Raw genomic sequence first — 18992 nt, forward strand, 5'->3', positions numbered from 1 at the left:
TTAAGTTATTTCTGGTAGTATTAATATAGGAATTTTACTATTGAATGCTGATTTTTTTATTACATTTTCTTCTAACAATCGGTTAAAAAAATTATACTTATGGTTTATTAAAACCAATAACTCGCTTTCTGTTTCTTCTATATGATTTTCTAAAGTTAATGTCTCAGAGTCTTTCCAATCTATTTTTTTATATTCAACATTTAATTCATGGAATAATTCTCTCAATTTCACTTTATTCCTTTGCTGATTTTCTGATAAAAAACTTTCCTCTGAAAGATTCACAACTTCTAACATACATTTTTTAATTGTGATTAAATTAATTAAAAATTGTAATTCTTTCACTGTAAACAACCTTTTGTAGTTTGTTGAAAATACAATTTGATGTAATGGTTTATACTTATAATTCATAGGAACCACAAGTATTGGACATTTGTTAACTACATTAATCATTTTCATGGTATTTGTACCAATAAATGTTTCTGCTAAACTTTTTGCTCCTTTTGTACCCGTAATTACTACATCAATATTCCTCTCTTCAATTGTTTTAGTAACCGCTTTTGTTAATGAGTTTGATGCTACAACATACTCATAATTAAAACTGGTATTCTCTCTTCTTAAGACTTCAATTAGATATTTTAATTCATCTTCAATTTCATTATCCATTTCATTAAACCATTTTTCATTTTCTTCGTCGCTCAATAATTCTGACGGTTGACTTACATACACATCTAATAAATAAATAGTTACCTCAACACCTTTAAACAGTTGTTTTGTGTAATTTAAAGCATTAATAGCTGCTTCTGAAAAATTATAGGGTATTAAAACATTCTTCATAACGATATATAATTATGGTTTTCAATCAAATATAATTTTTTATTTTGAGATTATATTTAAAAAACCAGAAGTATATTTGTATAAAAATATAATAATGAAAAATCGCTTTCTAGAGTTATCTATATACAATCCTTTTTTACAATTCTTGCTTTTGACAGCTTCATTATTTTTTTTAATTCATGTAACAAAAAAGTTAACTAGATCTTACATTGTAAAAAATGCTATTGAACCTCATAGGAGAAAACTGATACTAAACCTAAGTTACTTTTTATATTACACATTAGCTCTCTTTATTTCTTTAATTATTTTTGGTATTAATTTTAAAGAAGTAATTGTTTTTGCATCTTCAATACTTGCTGTACTTGGGGTTGGTTTCTTTGCCCAATGGTCTATCTTATCAAACCTAACAGCTAGCATCATCTTATTTTTTTATCATCCAATGCGTATAGGTGATACTATAAAAATTATTGATAAAGACTTCGATTTACAAGGTGTGGTAAAAAACATTACAGGTTTTTACGTTCTTTTATACATGCCAGAAGAAAAGAGAGAAATAACTATCCCTAATACTATTATTCTTTACAAAGGAATTGAGTTAATAAAAAGGCAAAACAACACTTAACACACTACACAACAAATATTTAAAAAAAATAAAAAAAAGTTTGTTGTATTAAAAAATAGTTTACATTTACGGCATCTTATTATATAAGTCGAATGTTACGTTTTACTTATTTCGGTAATAACTTTTACGGGAAGATTAAGGGTTATTTAGTGTTTTGGAAACACAACGAAAAAATTAAGGATTCTTCCATTCCTGAATACTCTCTACCACTGAATTTTTATAAACAGTGCGGTGATTGCTTAGCTTTAAGAGTCTAACTATTCATATTATTTTAGTTTAACAATCTTGTTTGTTATAACAACAACAATGATACTTGTTATACAATTTATTTAAAAAAGTTTTGGCGCACGCCTTAACTGCTTTTTGAATTATCTATCTGTACTCAAAAAACAGATACAACTAAAAATAATAATGAATACTAAATATAAAGACTTAATAGAACAAACGTTTGATTTTCCTCAAGAGGAGTTTCACACAGAAAACAACAACTTATTTTTTCATGGTATTGACTTAATGCAATTAGTCAAGCAATATGGTGCGCCCTTAAAGTTCACTTATTTACCAAAAATATCAGAAAATATAAATAAAGCTAAAGCTTGGTTTCATAATGCTATTGAAAAACACAATTACAAAGGAAACTACAATTACAGCTACTGTACTAAGAGTTCTCACTTTAAATACGTATTAGATGAAGCTTTAAAAAATGATATTCACATCGAAACATCATCTGCTTTTGATATTGACATTGTAAAGTCATTAAAAAAAGAAGGAAAGCTAAGTGATGATGCTTTTGTGTTGTGTAATGGTTTTAAACGCGATCAATACATCGCTAATATTGTTAGTCTAATTGATGGAGGGCATACAAACTGTATTCCAATCATAGATAACTATGAAGAGCTAAATTTACTTTTAGAAGAAACTAAAAGTAAATTTAAAGTAGGAATTCGTATAGCTTCTGAAGAAGAACCCAAGTTTGAATTTTATACTAGCCGTTTAGGTATTGGATACAAAAATATTGTATCGTTTTACGAACGTGAAATAGCTAATAATCCTCAAGTAGAGCTAAAGATGTTACACTTCTTTATCAACACAGGTATTAGAGACAACGCATACTATTGGAACGAATTAATGAAATGTTTAAATGTGTACATCAAGCTTAAAAAAGTTTGCCCAACCTTAGACAGTTTAAATATAGGTGGAGGTTTCCCTATAAAAAACTCATTGGCTTTTGATTACGACTATGAGTATATGGTAGACGAAATTATAAACCAAATTAATGTCGCTTGTAAAGAGGCAGGTGTAAATGTTCCTAATATTTTTACAGAATTTGGAAGTTTTACTGTTGGAGAAGCTGGAGGTGCTATTTACGAAGTGTTATACCAAAAGAAACAAAACGATCGTGAAAAATGGAATATGATTAACTCATCTTTCATTACTACTTTACCAGATTCTTGGGCCATTAATAAACGTTTTATCATGCTTCCCTTAAATAAATGGAATCATAGATACGAACGTGTTTTATTAGGTGGTTTAACTTGTGACAGCGATGATTATTACAACTCTGAACAACACGTAAACGGAATATACCTACCTGTATATGAAAAAGAAAGTCCTCTGTACGTAGGCTTTTTCAATACGGGAGCATACCAAGAAACTATTGGTGGTTTTGGAGGATTACAACACTGTTTAATCCCAACTCCAAAACATATATTAATTAATAGAAACGAAAACGGTGATTTAACCACCAGACTATTTAAAGAACAACAAAAGAGTGAAGAACTATTATCTATTTTGGGATACTAGTAAAAATATTAAGATGAAAAAAAGAAATTACGCAGGAATACCTGATCAATACGCAAAATTAGAGAACGCTAAGGTTGTACTTATACCTGTTCCTTATGACGGAACTAGTACTTGGCAAAAAGGAGCTGACAAAGGTCCTGAAGCTTTTTTAGATGCTTCAGAAAACATGGAATTATACGATATAGAAACTGATAGTGAAGTATATAAAGAAGGTGTTTATTTAGCGGATGCTGTTACAGAAAATTCTTCTCCAGAAGCTATGGTGGAAGCTGTGCATGCAACGACTAAAAAATTTATTAATAAAAATAAGTTTGTAACACTTTTTGGTGGAGAACATTCAATTTCTATAGGAACAATCCGTGCTTTTAACGAATGTTTTAACAATCTTACCGTTTTACATATTGATGCACATGCCGATTTACGTAAGGAATATGAAGGTAGTTCTTGTAATCACGCTTGCGCTGTATACGAAGCGAGTCAAACAACTAACTTAGTACAAGTAGGTATTCGCAGTATGGACATATCAGAAAAGTCATCTATGAATATGGATAAAGTCTTTTTTGCACACGATATGGCTGTAAATGAATACTGGATGGATGAAGTTATTGATCAATTAACAGGTAATGTTTTTATCACTTTTGATTTAGATGCTATTGATCCGTCGCTATTACCAAGTACAGGAACACCAGAACCAGGAGGATTATTTTACTATGAAACCTTAGAGTTTTTAAAAAGAGTGTTTACTGAAAGAAACGTTGTTGGCTTTGATATTGTGGAGTTATGCCCTAACGAAAATGAAAAATCATCAGACTTTTTAGCGGCTAAGTTATATTATAAAATGTTGAGCTATAAGTTTTCTTCTACTATGGAAGATGAAGAAGATTACGATGATGACGAAAGCTCTCCATTTAACAAATTAGCGAAGTTTAAAAACGACGACGACGATTACTAAAATGCACTTACAAACAATTGCATATCACCTTGAAAGACGAATAGCACTTAGTGCTATTCGCTCTCAGTTTGAATCGTATGAGTTAGTAAAAAGAGAACATTCTTTTTTACTATATAAAATCACAAACAATTCATACATCTATATAAAAGATTATGGAAGTGTTGTTTTTATGAACTGTACAAATGATTTAATTAATCAAATTGTTAGTTTTTTAATTAATAAAGAAAATTCAAATATCAACAACTTGCCCTCAGAAAAATACAACATCACTTTTTCTGATACTATAGAAGTTGATTTCGGAACTATTCAAATTAAAGAATTAAATGATGATGTAGCACATATCATTATGCTTAACCTAGCACAATCGGTAGCATTGATGAACTATGTAAACAAAACATCTGATTTGCACGATAAAACATTAGTGTATTCAAAGCAATTAGAAAAGACAGGAAGTTTTAAACTTTCTAAAATTCAAATGCGAAAATTTATTGGTAAAACCTTAAATTTAAAAAATAATATTGCTGAAAATTTATTTGTTTTTGACTCACCAGATGTTGCTTGGAATAACAAAGACTTGTCTGATTTAGATTATAAACTAAAAGATGAATTAGATATTTTAAAACGTCATCAAGGAATAGAAAATAGTTTAAACGTAATTAAAGAAAATTTAGATTTATTTAACGATATACTACAACATAAGTACAGTAGCATGCTAGAATGGATCATCATTCTTCTAATTCTTTTTGAAGTAGTACAGGTAATTATTGAAAAGCTAATTTAAAAAACACAAGGGCTTATAAAGTTATCACTTCTAGCATTAAAGAAGCAATTTTATAAGCTTAAAAAAATAATAAGATGAATAAACCTATAACAAATTTTATAGAAAAATACTTTTTACACTTTAATGCAGCTGCACTAGTAGATGCTGCCAAAGGGTACGAAGCACAATTAGAACAAGGCTCTAAAATGTTAGTATCTCTAGCAGGAGCCATGAGTACTGCAGAATTAGGAAAAATTTTTGCAGAAATGATTCGTCAAGACAAAGTACACATCATTTCTTGTACAGGAGCCAACCTTGAAGAAGACATCATGAATTTAGTAGCGCACTCTCATTATAAAAGAGTTCCTAACTACCGTGATTTAACTCCACAAGATGAGTGGGATTTATTATTAAAAGGATTAAATCGTGTTACAGACACTTGTATTCCTGAAGAAGAAGCTTTTAGACGCCTACAAAAACATATTTTTAAAATCTGGAAAGATGCAGAAGAAGCTGGCGAACGTTATCTTCCTCATGAATATATGTATAAACTATTATTATCTGGAGTTTTAGAGGAATATTATGAAATCGATTTAAAAGATTCGTGGATGTATGCAGCAGCAGAAAAGAACTTACCAATTGTTGTTCCTGGATGGGAAGACAGTACTATGGGAAATATTTTTGCCTCTTATGTAGTAAAAGGAGAGCTAAAAGCATCAACTATGAAGTCTGGTATTGAATATATGACCTTCTTAGCTGATTGGTATACTGAAAACTCAGAAAACGGTATCGGGTTTTTCCAAATTGGTGGTGGAATCGCTGGAGATTTCCCTATTTGTGTAGTACCAATGCTATATCAAGATTTAGAAAGAGAAGACACCCCTTTCTGGAGTTATTTCTGTCAAATTTCAGATTCAACGACTAGCTATGGTTCTTACTCAGGAGCTGTTCCTAACGAAAAGATTACTTGGGGGAAATTAGACATCGATACACCTAAGTTTATTATAGAAAGTGATGCAACTATTGCTGCTCCATTAATATTTGCCTATTTATTAAAAATGTAACCTTATGAAGAGAGTTATTGTAGACTATGCCAAGTTAACTACTGATATTCTAGATTTATTGGTAGAAAGATATCCTGATGGATATGATCATTCAGATATTATTTCCTTTAAAAATAGTAAAGGAGAAACAATAAAAGCGGTAGAAGTAAATACCGAAGATACTCTTTTTTTAGTAAAAATAAGTTCTCAGTTACAACAGTCAATGGAAGACCATGAAACCGACGATGAAGAAAATGACGATACCTTTGATGAAATTGAAATAGCTGATGACTTTGATAATGAATAAATAGTAAACTGTATTTAAACCATGGCTTATTATAACTCACAACAAACAGTTACATTAGTCGGCGTTTATCAAGGATATACAAACGGCTATTATGTTTTTGAATTAGAAAATGGAGATATTATTGATTTTGAACAAATCAACAAAAAGAATCTTGAACATTTAGACTTGAAATCATCTAATTATAAAAACAAAAGTTTTGAAATTACGTACAAAGAAATTTCTGATGATGTAGACGATGAAGATCTTGTAATTTTTAAGTTAGAAAAATTACAGTTACTTTAAAAAACAAATCCCATTCTGTTTAGAATGGGATTTTACTTTTTATAGAATGTTTAATATCAATTTATACTGATCTAAATCAATTTTACCACTAAAAATTTTTATAGTTTTAGAAATAATTTCTTCTGCTTTTTCTTGTGAAAAACCGAGTTGAATAGCATATCGTAAAATTAATTTTAATTCTGCTTCATCAATTTGATGGTCTGAGTAAATTATTTTAAATAAATCTAACAAACGTTCTAACCTATCATCAGTTTTTGCTTGGGGCATTACAGGGTGTTTTTGTGAGTTTTTTATTATTTCATTATACTCATCTTCTGTTATATCTAGTTTCCTAGCAAAACGATTTATTAATTTTTCTTCATCTTCATTTAAATCTCCATCAACAATGGCTAAATTAAAAATAGCATTAAAATGCGCTACATTATTTCTATGTTTGCTTGATTCATATAAATCTACAATACTCATAATTATTTTACTTTTTTTATTGATTGTAATATAGGTTCTTCAATATCATCATCTGATTTTTTATACTCATATATGATTTCAAATTCTTCCTCTAAAAACTTATTATCTTTTAAATTATACATTTTTAATATTTTATCTGATATAGTTTCAAAAGTTACTACATCTTCATCTCCTTCTTCGTTTATAAACGAAAAAGTAAAACCATATTCATCATAGCCTTGAAAAGTTGCTAAAGTTTTAATAGGGTTTGTAAATTTATATTGTTTTGTAGTAAAAGATAAACTTGCTCCCACAAATAAAATAAAAACTGTTTTTATTATAATGTTTCTCATTTTCTTTAAAATTATAGTTATTAAACTTTTTCCTTGGATATTAACCACAACAAGTCCAAGCTTCTTTTAGCAAAAGCTACTCTTTAGCTTTGCTCGTGGTGTTAAAGAAAATGATATTACATAAGCGTTTATTTATCTATATAAAGATACATTATTTTTCATTCTTTTTTACTTTATCTTTATTTTTTTTTAGTTAAAAAAACAATAATAAAAAGACCTTAAACTTATAGTTTAAGGCCTCTTCGTCTAACCAAACTTAGTATAAAAACTAACTACTACTATTTTTAAAAATTAAATAACTTCCCTTTACAAGCTTTAGGCAAAAAAGAGAAGTTATGCATTTAAGAGGTAATATCTTTTAAAAAATTATATTCTTTTATTTTGCTTACATTATTATGACACTATATTTTTAATTTGGTCACCTAAAAACATAAAAAAAACTCAAAATAAATTTTGAGTTTTTAATATAAATATTTTCTAAGTACTATTCTGTGCTCTGGTATAGACTTATCGTAATTTTCTATCAATAGCTCCAGTATTTCTGGTGGCTCCTTCCCTATACTCTTTTTTGAGCTGTATTTTGATACGTACAAGTTATATTGTGAATCTTTTTTTTCAAAAATTAAAAAATGTTCTTTGTTCAGTTCCGAAAAACTTATTTCGTTTTCTTGAAACGTTCCTGAGTTATCTTTTAAAAAACCTGAAAATTCGTAATACCTAAAAATGTTCTCCATTCTTATATTATCTCTGCTGATAAACCTAATTCTAATAATTTAGAGCATCTTGGTTCTAAATCTTTATACTCTCCTGTTTTAACCGAACACTTACCTTTATAATGTACTAAAATAGTACATTGTTCTGCCTGCTCTAATGTATGATCACATACAGTTACAAGGCTATCAATTACAAAATCAAAAGTATTTACATCATCGTTATGCAAAACAATTTCATGCTTTCTTGTTTCATTTAATAAAACATCAAGCTCTTCTTGAATTTTTTCTATCGTACTCATTTGTTTTATTTTTGATACTGCAAAGCTACCCAATTATTTCTTTTTATGGTATCTTTTAATGTTAAACTGTACTTAGAAACCTCATTATCAATCACTGGAATATCTTCACTATAAAATCCACTTAATAATAAAACTCCTTTTTCAGTTAAGCAACTCGTGTAGGTTTCCATATCATTTAACAAAATATTTCGGTTGATATTCGCTATAATAACATCATATTTTTTCCCTTTTAATAAAGATGCATCTCCTTCATAAACCGAAATATGTTTACAGTTATTTCTTTCTACATTCTCTAATGAATTCTCATAACACCAAACGTCAATATCTATAGCATCAATAGGTTGTGCTCCTTTCATTTCTGCAAAAATTGCTAAAATCCCTGTACCACACCCCATATCTAGTACTTTTTTACTCGCTACATCTAAATTAATCAAATGTTGTACCATCATGTGTGTAGTTTCATGATGTCCCGTACCAAAACTCATTTTTGGCTCAATAACGATATCGTACTTCAAGTTAGGGTTTTCATGAAATGGAGCTCGGATACTAACCAAATCGTCTACTTGAATAGGATTAAAATTCTTTTCCCATTCTTCATTCCAATTCGTTTGTTCTATCTCTTTGTGTTTATAGTCAATTGAAAACTCTTCTGAGTTTAAAACAAAAACATCATTTAAAATATCTTTATTCCAATCTTCTTTTTGGATATATGCTATAACTCCATTTTCATTTTCAACAAAACTTTCAAACCCTAAGGCACCTAACTCAGCGATTAGAATTTCTGTAGTTGGTTCTTTTGGTGTTACTTCAAAAGTATATTCTATATAAATATTGTCCATTAAATTGATTTAATTATTGCTGCAAAATCTTCAACTTTTAATGCCGATCCACCTATTAAACCTCCATCAACATCTGGCTTAGAAAAAATTTCTTTAGCATTGGCTGGTTTTACACTTCCTCCATACAAAATTGAAATGATATCTGCTATTTCTTTTCCATACTCTTTAGCAAAAATTTCTCTTACAAAAGCATGCATTTCTTGTGCTTGCTCTGGTGAAGCTGTTTCTCCTGTTCCAATAGCCCAAACAGGTTCATACGCTAAAATAATATTCTTAAAAGCTTCTTCTTTTAAGTGGAACAATGCTTTTTTAACCTGACTTTCAACCACCCCAAAATGATTTCCTGACTTTCTATCTTCTAATAATTCTCCAAAACAAAAAATTACTTCTAATCCGTTCACCAAAGCAGCATCTACCTTTTGAGCTAATAACTCATCCGTTTCACCAAAGTATTCTCTACGTTCAGAATGCCCCAAAATTACTATGCTAACACCTAAATTTGTTAGCATATCTGCTGAAACCTCTCCTGTGAACGCTCCACTTTTAGATTGATGCATGTTTTGTGCGGCAACTTCTACAAGTGATTCTTCAGTGTTTTTTACTGCTGACTCTAGGTTTACAAAACTAGGAGCAACTATCACTCTAGTACCTTCTTCTAAACCAGTTTTTACTTCTTCCTTTATTCCCTCAATTAATTCTTTTGCTTCATCAAGGTTTTTATTCATCTTCCAGTTACCTGCAACTATTTTTTGTCTCACGTGTGTTATTTTTTCTGGTTATTGATTTTATGTTTGCAAAATTACATTTTTTCTAGGCTTTAACGAATTAATTTATCCGACACCTTTGACGATTTAAATATCTCAATACTTCCTTCTTCATCAACAATTAAAAATCGTGGAATTGTTTTTAGTTTTAAAAACTTTCCAAGTTCACCTTTACCTTTCTTCTGAATGTAATAGTGCTGTCCTTTAACAGGAATACTTTCTAAACCTCTTTTCCAATCATGGTACGAATGGTCTACCGATAAAAACACATATTCAAATTGTGAGTTTTTCTTTTGAAATGAAAGCACATCTTTAAAGCTCTTTTGACTATAGGGACAATAGGTTGCAAATATTTGTACAAATATCTTTTTGCCTTTATTTCGCTTTAAGACTTCCTTAAATGAAATTGACTCTCTTTCTAAAGTTAGTAATTCTTCATTCAAAGATGTTTGAGTAAAGTGTTTTGGCTGAAAAACAGCACAACTTGACAAAAAAGCTATGGTGATTAATAGACAAAATTTTCTCATTTTATTGTAATCTTATTCTTGGATCTAACCAGCTATATAAAATATCTACTATAATATTTATGATTATAAATAACGTAGCCACTACTAAAACAGCTCCCATAATTACGGGTAAATCAAGAGTATTTAGCGAGTTTACTATTTCTTTTCCTAATCCGTTCCAGTTAAAAATATACTCTACAAAAACCGCGCCTGCTAACATAGATGCAAACCATCCAGAAATTGCTGTTATTACTGGGTTTAATGAGTTTTTCAAGGCATGCTTTTTTATTACTTGATACATCGTTAACCCTTTTGATTTTGCAGTTCGTATGTAATCTTGACTCAGCGTTTCTAACAACGAGTTTCGCATTAACTGAATTACCACTGCTAACGGGCGAATACCTAACACTATTGCTGGTAGCATTAAATTTTTCCATTGAATATGCATTCCTTCTCCAAAATCATCTACTTCGTACAAACTTCCAGTCATTTCTAAACTTGTGTACTTGTGTAATACAAAACCGAATAACCAAGCAAATAAAATTGCCGAAAAGAAAGAAGGAACACTCATTCCTAAAGTACTAATGACTGCTATGATTCTATCAAAAAATGTATCTTTAAATAAGGCTGAAAAGACTCCTAAAATAATTCCTAAAATTAAAGCAATGGTTATGGCTACCACCGCTAGAATTGCTGTATTGGGTAACGTTTCTTTAATTACTTCGGAAACATTTTTTCCGTTTTTTTGAAATGATTGACGTAAATACGGTGTTTTTATAACCACCTCTGTATTCCCAACAGAAAACAAGGGTTGCGCATTGTATTTCTCTTCAGACAAGAAAGTATAATTCTCTTTATTATTACTGTGAAACGACAACGGAGAAACATCATTCAAATAATACAAATACTGTGTGAATACAGGTTTATCAAATCCGTATTTTTTTCGAATATTTTGTAGTTGTTCGGTGTCTTCTCTCTGATCTAACATCATACGAGCTGGATCTCCAGGTAAAATGTTAAACAGTAAAAAAATCACAGTAACTACACCAAACAGTGTTAAGAATCCGTAAAAAATTTTGTTAACGATATATTGAAACATATATAACAAAGATAACAGAAACTGCTAAATTTATGTACTTTTGCCTAACTTTTACAACAACACATGACAACACAACAACTTGTATCTGAAATTCAAAAAAAGAAATCATTTTTATGTATTGGATTAGATGTTGATTTAAACAAAATTCCAGCACATTTACTTCAAGAGGAAGATCCTATTTTTGCCTTTAATAAAGCTATTATTGATGCTACGCATCATCTTTGTGTAGCTTACAAGCCTAATACTGCTTTTTATGAAGCTTATGGAATTAAAGGCTGGAAATCTCTTGAAAGAACGATTAATTACTTAAACGAAAAACATCCTGAAATTTTTACCATTGCTGATGCTAAGCGTGGTGATATTGGTAATACTAGTACCATGTATGCAAAAGCTTTTTTTGAAGACTTAGCTTTTGACTCGGTAACGGTTGCTCCATACATGGGAAAAGATTCTGTTGAACCTTTTTTAGCTTTTGAAGATAAACATACCATTATATTGGCTTTAACTTCTAACCAAGGCGCTTTTGACTTCCAAACAAAAACTGTTGATGGTAAAGAGTTATACAAACAAGTAATTGAAACTTCTAAATCTTGGAAAAACTCACAGAATTTAATGTACGTAGTTGGCGCTACGAAGGCTGAATATTTAGCTGATATCAGAAAAATTATTCCTGAAAGCTTTTTATTAGTTCCTGGGGTTGGTGCCCAAGGAGGTAGTTTAGAAGAAGTTTGTAAATACGGGATGACTAAGGATACTATAGGCTTATTAATTAATTCTTCTCGTGGAATTATTTATGCTTCTAACGAGAATGATTTTGCTGAGGCTGCTGCTGCTAAAGCTAAAGAGTTACAACAACAAATGGAAAATATTTTAAAATAAAAAAAGCCAAGGTTAATGAGTCCTTGGCTTATGATTAATTCAAATAACTACATTAAATGAAAACAAAAATTTAATGTAATTAGTTTCTTATTCACAACTCTTTTAGTTTTGGTCACTTGGTGTTATATTTGGATTCGCATTAATTTCTGCTTGAGGAATTTTAAAAATCCAGTCATCATTTAAAGAAGGTTTTTCTACCTGATAAGCTCCTTGGTAGAGCACTGCAGAGGCTCCAGAACCTCCATCAGCGGCATGATCTATACCTTCATCCCAGCGGATTTTATCTGTATATCCAAACCCTTCTCCCCATAATTCTACTCCTCTTTGAAACTTAATATGATCCATTAAAGATTCTTGTGTGTTATATATAGTTACATCATAAGCACTATCACGTTCTTCTCCTAAAGGTTTTAAAGCTGCTTGAGCCCCAGCAATATCATTCATCATTGCCTTAGCTTCAGCTTCAATTAAATACATTTCTGAAGCACGCATATAAATTACATCATCAGGATCAATAGATCCTGGGTTTTTTTGCTTCAGCTTAAAATGCATGTACGGATGTGTATTATGACCAGAAACTAACCCATATTCAGACTTAATACTTATAATAGCTGCATCAAACTCTTCTTCTGTGGTATATAAAGGGTTGGTATTATTCTCCCAGCCACCTTCTCCATTTGCTGCTGAAGTATTTGAATTTGGCGCATCTGGTAAAAAAACATCTTTTCTATAATCTGTATTAGGAATTGCATCTACCAATCTTCTATCTGCTATTTTTGGATTATTTCTAATTTGACTTCCATTAAAAGTATTGCTAGCTAAATAAAAGTATGAGCGGAAAAATGTCGTCTCCGTATCTATTACGTTGCTTCCCCAAATAACTTCAGACAAATTATTTGTATTAAAACCTGATTTCCAATCTGATTCATTCATTAATGGATAATTTTGACGTGCAGTTACTGCTGCATCAGCAGCTGTTTGCCAATCTCCTTTAGAAAGAGCCCATCTAGCTTTTAATCCATACGCTACATCTATATTTAACTGAGACTTTACTTCTGGCCCTCCTGATGGTCTTGATGATCCGTTTTCAAAAGCACTAATAGCAGCATCTAAATCTTGTCCTATTTGATTATAAACCTCCTCAACTGTTGATCTTGGCTCACTAGTAAATGGTGATTCTGAAGAAAAAAGTATAGGCACACCAGGATCTGTGCTAGGGTTACCTATCAAATATCCTCGACCATAATGTTGCACTAAAGATAAATACGCATAAGCTCTATACGTATAAGCTTGCCCTAAAATTGTATTTAATGTTGGAGTTTCTGTCAAGTTTCCTTCTAAAATCCCATTAATCAACAGGTTTGCATGCAAAATAATGTTATATCTATGATACCATAACAATTCATTTGTTAGCGATGTTGGTTGTGTATGTGAGTTCCATTGCATTGCATCTCTCCATGACAAATTATTAGCGCTAGCACTATGAATAAGTCCTCCTGACAAATTATCTCCTAACGGAACCCAATAATGGTTATTTGCCCTTGCTGTGTTACCACCTGGAAATATATCTTGAGACTGAGAATACAATCCTCTATGCACTCCATCAAGAACTAATTGCATATTTGTTTCGTTAGCTAACGCATCAGATGCAGAAATAGCATCTGTTGGGGTTCTTTCAAGAAAGTCTTCTTTACAAGATGTTATCGAAATAAGAATAACAGCTATTAATAAGTATTTTAATTTATTTAACATAATGATTTTTTTTTAGAATGAAACGTTAATACCAAAAGAAATAATTCTTGGAGGTGAAAAATCATCACCAGGTGATACTCCTGATAAGTCATATTGAGGATCTAAACCTTTTCTCTCACTTTTTAAGAATAAATTCTCTCCAGATAAATTAAACCTAATATTATCCATTTTAAGCGCCTCTACAACTTTTTTATCTAATGTATAACCTATGTTAACATTTTTTAATGTCCAGAAAGAAGCATCAGTTAAAAACCTGTCTGATTGAGTTCTAACCAAATCAGGATTTCCATTTTCCAATCTCGGAACATTTGTAATATCTCCAGGTTGTCTCCATGCATTCAATATATCTGGATGCAAAGATCTTCCATAACTTCCACTATGCATCATAGATGAATATGCGTTGTCTAACACTTTTCCACCTACACCATAGGTAACTAAAAAATCAAAAGTGAAATCTTTATATGTAATTTTATTTAAAATTGAACCTAAAAGATCTGGTACTGAAGAGTCTCCTGTATAGGCTCTTTCTGTTTCTTGCCAATCGTTTGTCGTTTCTATGTTTCCATTTGCATCTAAAACAGGAACACTTTCTCCATTCTCATCTTGTTCATACATATAGAACAACTGATCTCCATTATCAGGGTCTACACCAGCTGTCCTTAGTAAAAAGTAATCAAACCTAGACCTACCTTCAGCCCAACGTTTTGATCCATTTATAAATGGATCTGGTAATTTTGTGATTTCATTTTTGAATGTAGAAGCTTGTAATGTTAAGTCCCATTTAAAATTTTCTTTATTAAAAAGATGAGCTGTTAATCCTACTTCCCAACCTGAATTAAACATATCTCCTGCGTTTACCGGAACTTCATTCAATCCATTACTTGGTGCAATAGGCAAAAGGTAAAGTAAGTCTGTTGAATTTTTCTTATAATATTCTACAGAACCATCTAAAAAGTTATCGAACAGCGCAAACTCCAATGCTACATCAAAATTCTCAATGGTTTCCCACTGCAAATTAGCATTACCAATATCTGTAAAAATAATTGCTGGATTAGCTGCATTGGATGTTATTGAAAATCGAGCTTGTGATAAGTATTCATCTAACAAATCATCATTACCTACTTCCCCATATGAAGCTCTTAACTTTAATCTGTTTATAAAAGATACATCTTTCATAAAGCTTTCTTGATCAATACGCCAAGAAGCACCTACAGAATAAAAAGTACCCCATCTTTTATCCATATCAAACACAGAAGATCCATCGCGTCGAACAGAACCACTTAGATAATATTTGTTATTATAGTTATAATTCGCTCTAAAAAAATACCCTTCAATGGCCTTATCAAAAGTTGCACCATCTAAATCAACAATATTTGAAAAGTTAGCAAACTCAAAAATTCCATTAGCTGCTTGTATTGTGGCTAGCCCTTCTATATTAGAGAGAGTTCTTTCAAAGCTCTCATGTCCCGCAAGTAATTCTAAATTATGATTACCAAAACTTTTAACATAAGTCAAAATTTGATTAAAGTTTTCTACTTCTCTTCTTCCACGGTCTTCACTTAGCCTTCCATCTGGCTGAGCATCTCCAATAATTGCATTTTCATATTCTCTCTCAAATAACTCATTAATATCTCTACCGTAAGTTACTTTTAAGTTAAGTCCTTCTAAAAGTTTAATATCTCCATAAAACCTAAATCCATAAGTATTATCCTTATCTCTCTCATTATTAAGTAACAATTCTTGAAGTGCATGACGACCTTGGTTAGTGGGTCTGGAACCTATATTATATTCAGCATACCCTTCTCCATTATCAAAAACAGGGTTTCCAAATTCGTCTCTTACAATATTTCCTTGTAAATCATTCACATATACTGGATAGATAGCCCCCATACCTAATGCAAAACTAAATGGGTTAACAATACTTCCTGTTCCCGCTGAACTTGGACCTCTTGCTTCAGTAAGCGCAATATTCGCACTACCTCCAATTTTGATACTCTCACTTACATCAAAATCAGCATTTAACCTTGCTGTTATACGCTCAAAACCAGATGTTACAACATAACTTTCTTCATCTAAGTATGACGCTGAAAAATATACTGTATGATCATCACCTCCTGCTGATATACCTACATTATAGTTATTTCTAAACCCGGTTTGTTGTAGTTCATCAAACCAATCAAGACTCTTATATATAACGCTTGCATTAGGGTTTAACTTTCCATCCACTCCAACTATTTGATCATTTGGCACATTAAACGGATTATAACCTAATTGATTATAAATATTTGCACTAGCAAATGCAGGATCACCTCCACCAGCACTAGAATTCTTCAGAGCCTCCCACATAACTTCATAATACTGACCTGGCGACACTTGGTCATATGTTTGAACACCGTTTGCCACAACTCCAGATTGAGCAGTAAGGTTAACTCTTACTCCGCCTTTCTTTCCTTTTTTGGTGGTAATAATTACAACTCCATTAGCAGCTCTTGAACCATATAATGATGTAGAAGAGGCATCTTTTAGTACTGTAAAAGACTCTATATCTTCTTGATTTATTGTATTTAACTCTCCTTCATATTGAATACCATCCACTATAAATAAAGGATCAGTATCTCCATTTAATGTACCTACACCACGAATTACAATATCTGGTGATGCTCCTGGACCTGCAGATGATGTAAATTGTATACCTGTTGCACGACCTTCAATAGCTGCAATTGGAGAAGTTACGTTACGTGTGGCTAAATCTTTTACACCTAAAACACTCGCTGAACCTGTAAATGCTTCTTTAGTAGTAGTCCCATAAGCTACAACTACCACTTCGTCTAACAAGTTAGCGTCCTCTTCCATTTTAATATTTAAAATAGAAATTACTCCAACTGTTCTTTCGATAGTTTTAAGCCCTACAAAACTAAAAACAAGTATATCTCCTTGGTTTACTTTTATGGCATACTTCCCATCAAAATCTGTTTCAGTACCTTTATTAGTACCTTTTATAATAACACTAACTCCTGGTAGTGCTCCAGTTTTATCAGTTACTGTTCCTGTAACCGTTTTTTCTTGTGCTAATATTGACATATTTACAAGTATTAATATTAGCAATAGGTAATTTTTTAATTTCATAAATTAAAATTTTTAAACTTAAAACTCTCACTACAAGAGCCTTAAAATTGATATCTTATAAAATTAAAAAAACAATAAAATAAAACTAAAAAAACTATAATTTTAACATAAAAAAAGTTAAAAAAATAACAAAAAAAGATAAAAGAAGATAAAAAACAACAAAACAACTATTTATAAAACAAAAAAAGCCAAGGTTAATGACTCCTTGACTTTATAATAATTAATTCAAATAATTACACCAATGAAAACAAAGTTGGTATAAGTTACAGCAAATGTATTAAGCTTAACTTTTCATTATTATAACTTTGATTTGAATCACCCCTTTTTTGAACTGAAAAACTACTACTTTAATATGAAAAGGGCTGAGTTTAAACTCAGCCCTTTCTTTTTAGGGGAATATCTAAATAAAATTACTTAAGTAATGGATTTGAATCTACTGCTCTAGTTGGGTAAGGTAAAATATAAGAAGTTTTCCCTTCTAATTTCAAATCTTCCCATCTTGTCCATTCAAATGACATCTCCAAACGTCTTTCTTCTGCCAATGTTAAAGAAGATTTTCTAGCCGCTTGCAATTCATCCAATCTTGTTGTATTTCCTGCTTCTGCAGAGATCAAATACATCTCAGCAATTCTAGAAACCAATAAGTCAGAATTGTCTTCTGTTTTATATTTCTTTGAATATATATAACCGCCATTAGCTTCTTTACCATCGAAATCAAATAAAATCTTGCGAGTATCTTCTCCTTTAACTAGAGCTGTTAAATCATCTGCTGCTGCAAAACAGTTCCATGTTCTAGCCTCTGGACTCATAATCCACCCCCAAGAGCCAACCTCTTCTGCTTTATTACCTTTATACATAAAGATAACCTCTGGATCTCTTTCTAAAGGGTTCGCCGATAAAGCAAACTTTCCTGATGTAATTAATTCTTCAGCCTCTACTCCAGCTGCTGCTATATTTCCTTGTACTCTATAAACCCTTGCTAAAAGAGCAGAAGCTGCTTCTTTTGTAGGAGTCTTTTGACTTTCTAACAAACTAAGTCCGTTAAAGCTTACACAATTTTCCTTTGCATATTTTAAATCTTCAACGATAAAGTTTAATACATCCTCTTTTGAAGATGGTGCAATAGGTGTTCTATCATAATTTTCATCAATTAAAGGAACTCTTTCAAACATATCATATAATCTTAAGTAACTTAAAGCTCTATTATAACGTGCTGCTCCTTTTTGTGCTTCATTTGCTGAAGGTACTTTTAAAATAGTATTAGCTCTATCAATACCTGCATAATAATCTGCATAGAAATAACTTAATAAAATGTCACCAGCAGGCACTTTATTTTCATAAAAGTTCTGCACTTGAAACCACTGAAACTTAACAGGCTTATAGTTGTCTCCCATAATTTCAGTATTCATGATAGCGAAATACCCATACTGATTAGGGTGTCTCATTTTTTTATACAGCCCTGTTAATAGCTTGTCTACATCTTCTGTTGCTAAGTTTGCATTTGCATCTAAAGATGCTTCAGAAGGTATATCTAACTGATCGCTACAAGATGTAGTTAAAGCCACAAACAGCCCAATGAAAAGTATTTTTGAAATTTTTTTAATCATCTTCATTT

Annotated in this window: 20 protein-coding genes; 8 read left to right on the forward strand and 12 right to left on the reverse strand. The window is 31.0% G+C overall.

Going from position 1 to position 18992, the window contains the following annotated elements:
* On the reverse strand, nucleotides 1-834 hold the full coding sequence (locus ACXIHB_RS06400; RefSeq protein ID WP_073181576.1) for a universal stress protein: 834 nt from the start codon (nucleotides 832-834) through the stop codon (nucleotides 1-3).
* 94 nt (nucleotides 835-928) lie between these two features.
* On the opposite strand from ACXIHB_RS06400, the gene ACXIHB_RS06405 reads away from it, so the two are divergent.
* From ACXIHB_RS06405 to ACXIHB_RS06435, 7 genes are all read left to right on the forward strand, one after another.
* Nucleotides 929-1456 carry a mechanosensitive ion channel domain-containing protein gene (locus tag ACXIHB_RS06405; RefSeq protein WP_047788428.1) on the forward strand — a complete coding sequence of 176 codons (528 nt, stop codon included), beginning with the start codon at nucleotides 929-931 and terminating at the stop codon, nucleotides 1454-1456.
* Between the two features lie 411 nt (nucleotides 1457-1867).
* Nucleotides 1868-3259, forward strand: a complete 1392-nt coding sequence (locus tag ACXIHB_RS06410) for a type III PLP-dependent enzyme domain-containing protein (RefSeq protein WP_047788429.1) — start codon at nucleotides 1868-1870, stop codon at nucleotides 3257-3259.
* Between the two features lie 13 nt (nucleotides 3260-3272).
* Nucleotides 3273-4211 carry an agmatinase gene (gene speB, locus ACXIHB_RS06415; protein WP_047788430.1) on the forward strand — a complete coding sequence of 313 codons (939 nt, stop codon included), beginning with the start codon at nucleotides 3273-3275 and terminating at the stop codon, nucleotides 4209-4211.
* A 1-nt stretch (nucleotide 4212) separates the two neighbouring features.
* Nucleotides 4213-4992, forward strand: a complete 780-nt coding sequence (locus ACXIHB_RS06420) for an RMD1 family protein (RefSeq protein ID WP_053056642.1) — start codon at nucleotides 4213-4215, stop codon at nucleotides 4990-4992.
* A gap of 74 nt (nucleotides 4993-5066) precedes the next feature.
* A complete protein-coding gene (locus tag ACXIHB_RS06425) occupies nucleotides 5067-6035 on the forward strand; it encodes a deoxyhypusine synthase family protein (protein ID WP_462099204.1) in 969 nt (322 codons plus the stop codon).
* Between the two features lie 4 nt (nucleotides 6036-6039).
* The gene (locus tag ACXIHB_RS06430; protein WP_047788432.1) at nucleotides 6040-6321 is read left to right on the forward strand and encodes a hypothetical protein; all 282 of its coding nucleotides are present in this window, start codon (nucleotides 6040-6042) and stop codon (nucleotides 6319-6321) included.
* Nucleotides 6322-6342: 21 nt separating this feature from the next.
* Entirely contained in the window at nucleotides 6343-6603 is a 261-nt protein-coding gene (locus ACXIHB_RS06435) for a hypothetical protein (protein WP_462099205.1), read from the forward strand.
* A 39-nt stretch (nucleotides 6604-6642) separates the two neighbouring features.
* Here the strand turns inward: ACXIHB_RS06435 and ACXIHB_RS06440 are convergent, their stop codons facing one another.
* From ACXIHB_RS06440 to ACXIHB_RS06475, 8 genes are all read right to left on the reverse strand, one after another.
* Complete coding sequence (locus tag ACXIHB_RS06440; protein ID WP_047788434.1) at nucleotides 6643-7068, reverse strand: tellurite resistance TerB family protein; 426 nt, start codon at nucleotides 7066-7068, stop codon at nucleotides 6643-6645.
* 2 nt (nucleotides 7069-7070) lie between these two features.
* A complete protein-coding gene (locus tag ACXIHB_RS06445) occupies nucleotides 7071-7400 on the reverse strand; it encodes a hypothetical protein (RefSeq protein ID WP_156166988.1) in 330 nt (109 codons plus the stop codon).
* 461 nt (nucleotides 7401-7861) lie between these two features.
* Complete coding sequence (locus tag ACXIHB_RS06450) at nucleotides 7862-8134, reverse strand: hypothetical protein (RefSeq protein WP_047788436.1); 273 nt, start codon at nucleotides 8132-8134, stop codon at nucleotides 7862-7864.
* A 2-nt stretch (nucleotides 8135-8136) separates the two neighbouring features.
* Nucleotides 8137-8412: an ATP-dependent Clp protease adaptor ClpS gene (locus ACXIHB_RS06455; protein WP_047788437.1), complete on the reverse strand. Its 276-nt coding sequence runs from the start codon at nucleotides 8410-8412 to the stop codon at nucleotides 8137-8139.
* A gap of 5 nt (nucleotides 8413-8417) precedes the next feature.
* Nucleotides 8418-9251, reverse strand: a complete 834-nt coding sequence (gene prmA / locus ACXIHB_RS06460; RefSeq protein ID WP_047788438.1) for a 50S ribosomal protein L11 methyltransferase — start codon at nucleotides 9249-9251, stop codon at nucleotides 8418-8420.
* Nucleotides 9251-10009, reverse strand: a complete 759-nt coding sequence (gene tpiA, locus ACXIHB_RS06465; RefSeq protein WP_462099206.1) for a triose-phosphate isomerase — start codon at nucleotides 10007-10009, stop codon at nucleotides 9251-9253. Before tpiA ends, prmA begins: the two co-directional genes overlap by 1 nt.
* 59 nt (nucleotides 10010-10068) lie before the next feature.
* Nucleotides 10069-10542, reverse strand: coding sequence for a TlpA family protein disulfide reductase (locus ACXIHB_RS06470; RefSeq protein WP_462099207.1), 474 nt, complete (start codon nucleotides 10540-10542; stop codon nucleotides 10069-10071).
* Nucleotide 10543: 1 nt separating this feature from the next.
* Entirely contained in the window at nucleotides 10544-11620 is a 1077-nt protein-coding gene (locus ACXIHB_RS06475) for an ABC transporter permease (protein ID WP_159613583.1), read from the reverse strand.
* Nucleotides 11621-11683: 63 nt separating this feature from the next.
* On the opposite strand from ACXIHB_RS06475, the gene pyrF reads away from it, so the two are divergent.
* On the forward strand, nucleotides 11684-12499 hold the full coding sequence (gene pyrF, locus ACXIHB_RS06480; RefSeq protein WP_462099208.1) for an orotidine-5'-phosphate decarboxylase: 816 nt from the start codon (nucleotides 11684-11686) through the stop codon (nucleotides 12497-12499).
* Between the two features lie 102 nt (nucleotides 12500-12601).
* Here the strand turns inward: pyrF and ACXIHB_RS06485 are convergent, their stop codons facing one another.
* The 3 genes from ACXIHB_RS06485 to ACXIHB_RS06495 all read right to left on the reverse strand — a co-directional run bounded on the left by ACXIHB_RS06485 (nucleotide 12602) and on the right by ACXIHB_RS06495 (nucleotide 18984).
* Nucleotides 12602-14251: a RagB/SusD family nutrient uptake outer membrane protein gene (locus tag ACXIHB_RS06485; protein ID WP_462099209.1), complete on the reverse strand. Its 1650-nt coding sequence runs from the start codon at nucleotides 14249-14251 to the stop codon at nucleotides 12602-12604.
* Between the two features lie 12 nt (nucleotides 14252-14263).
* Nucleotides 14264-17332 carry a SusC/RagA family TonB-linked outer membrane protein gene (locus ACXIHB_RS06490; RefSeq protein WP_462099210.1) on the reverse strand — a complete coding sequence of 1023 codons (3069 nt, stop codon included), beginning with the start codon at nucleotides 17330-17332 and terminating at the stop codon, nucleotides 14264-14266.
* Nucleotides 17333-17787: 455 nt separating this feature from the next.
* Nucleotides 17788-18984: a RagB/SusD family nutrient uptake outer membrane protein gene (locus ACXIHB_RS06495; protein ID WP_349264449.1), complete on the reverse strand. Its 1197-nt coding sequence runs from the start codon at nucleotides 18982-18984 to the stop codon at nucleotides 17788-17790.
* Between the last annotated feature and the right edge of the window lie 8 nt (nucleotides 18985-18992).

This window comes from Tenacibaculum sp. IMCC1 (assembly GCF_054906355.1).

What these genes read in the sequence shown, in the direction of transcription:
- ACXIHB_RS06410 (WP_047788429.1), top strand. Translation starts at nt 1,868, where the DNA reads ATGAATACTAAATATAAAGACTTAATAGAACAAACGTTTGATTTTCCT.
- ACXIHB_RS06450 (WP_047788436.1), bottom strand. Translation starts at nt 8,134, where the DNA reads ATGGAGAACATTTTTAGGTATTACGAATTTTCAGGTTTTTTAAAAGAT.
- ACXIHB_RS06420 (WP_053056642.1), top strand. Translation starts at nt 4,213, where the DNA reads ATGCACTTACAAACAATTGCATATCACCTTGAAAGACGAATAGCACTT.
- ACXIHB_RS06470 (WP_462099207.1), bottom strand. Translation starts at nt 10,542, where the DNA reads ATGAGAAAATTTTGTCTATTAATCACCATAGCTTTTTTGTCAAGTTGT.
- ACXIHB_RS06485 (WP_462099209.1), bottom strand. Translation starts at nt 14,251, where the DNA reads ATGTTAAATAAATTAAAATACTTATTAATAGCTGTTATTCTTATTTCG.
- ACXIHB_RS06425 (WP_462099204.1), top strand. Translation starts at nt 5,067, where the DNA reads ATGAATAAACCTATAACAAATTTTATAGAAAAATACTTTTTACACTTT.
- prmA (WP_047788438.1), bottom strand. Translation starts at nt 9,251, where the DNA reads ATGGACAATATTTATATAGAATATACTTTTGAAGTAACACCAAAAGAA.
- ACXIHB_RS06455 (WP_047788437.1), bottom strand. Translation starts at nt 8,412, where the DNA reads ATGAGTACGATAGAAAAAATTCAAGAAGAGCTTGATGTTTTATTAAAT.
- ACXIHB_RS06430 (WP_047788432.1), top strand. Translation starts at nt 6,040, where the DNA reads ATGAAGAGAGTTATTGTAGACTATGCCAAGTTAACTACTGATATTCTA.
- ACXIHB_RS06435 (WP_462099205.1), top strand. Translation starts at nt 6,343, where the DNA reads ATGGCTTATTATAACTCACAACAAACAGTTACATTAGTCGGCGTTTAT.
- ACXIHB_RS06495 (WP_349264449.1), bottom strand. Translation starts at nt 18,984, where the DNA reads ATGATTAAAAAAATTTCAAAAATACTTTTCATTGGGCTGTTTGTGGCT.
- ACXIHB_RS06405 (WP_047788428.1), top strand. Translation starts at nt 929, where the DNA reads ATGAAAAATCGCTTTCTAGAGTTATCTATATACAATCCTTTTTTACAA.
- pyrF (WP_462099208.1), top strand. Translation starts at nt 11,684, where the DNA reads ATGACAACACAACAACTTGTATCTGAAATTCAAAAAAAGAAATCATTT.
- ACXIHB_RS06440 (WP_047788434.1), bottom strand. Translation starts at nt 7,068, where the DNA reads ATGAGTATTGTAGATTTATATGAATCAAGCAAACATAGAAATAATGTA.
- ACXIHB_RS06475 (WP_159613583.1), bottom strand. Translation starts at nt 11,620, where the DNA reads ATGTTTCAATATATCGTTAACAAAATTTTTTACGGATTCTTAACACTG.
- ACXIHB_RS06400 (WP_073181576.1), bottom strand. Translation starts at nt 834, where the DNA reads ATGAAGAATGTTTTAATACCCTATAATTTTTCAGAAGCAGCTATTAAT.
- ACXIHB_RS06490 (WP_462099210.1), bottom strand. Translation starts at nt 17,332, where the DNA reads ATGTCAATATTAGCACAAGAAAAAACGGTTACAGGAACAGTAACTGAT.
- ACXIHB_RS06445 (WP_156166988.1), bottom strand. Translation starts at nt 7,400, where the DNA reads ATGAGAAACATTATAATAAAAACAGTTTTTATTTTATTTGTGGGAGCA.
- speB (WP_047788430.1), top strand. Translation starts at nt 3,273, where the DNA reads ATGAAAAAAAGAAATTACGCAGGAATACCTGATCAATACGCAAAATTA.